The sequence below is a fragment of the Klebsiella sp. K47 genome, from assembly GCF_051858335.1.
In the GTDB taxonomy this organism is placed as follows: Bacteria; Pseudomonadota; Gammaproteobacteria; order Enterobacterales; family Enterobacteriaceae; genus Klebsiella; species Klebsiella pneumoniae.
In genome coordinates, this window is record NZ_JBPYUI010000213.1 from 1 (window position 1) to 240 (window position 240).

At 65.4% G+C, this 240-nt stretch carries 1 protein-coding gene; it reads right to left on the reverse strand.

Features of this window, described 5'->3' with window-relative positions:
- On the reverse strand, positions 1 to 240 hold a 240-nt coding region (locus tag RRF55_RS27745; protein ID WP_439419263.1), incomplete at both ends, for a YhbY family RNA-binding protein.

The window sequence follows — 240 nt, forward strand, 5'->3', positions numbered from 1 at the left end:
GTGGCCGATGCGCTGCACCAGCGCGCTTTCACTGGCACTGACCAGCTCGGCGATGAGGGCGTCGCGGGCCTCGCGGTCTTCGGCGGCGACCTTCACCTTGATCAGCTCGTGGCGTTCCAGCACCTCTTCCAGTTCAGCCAGGAAGGCCGGTGTCACCCCCTTGCCGCCGATCTGGAGCAGGGCTTTCAGATCATGCGCGTGACCGCGGAGGAAACGGGTTTGGGAAGACGTCAGGGCGAT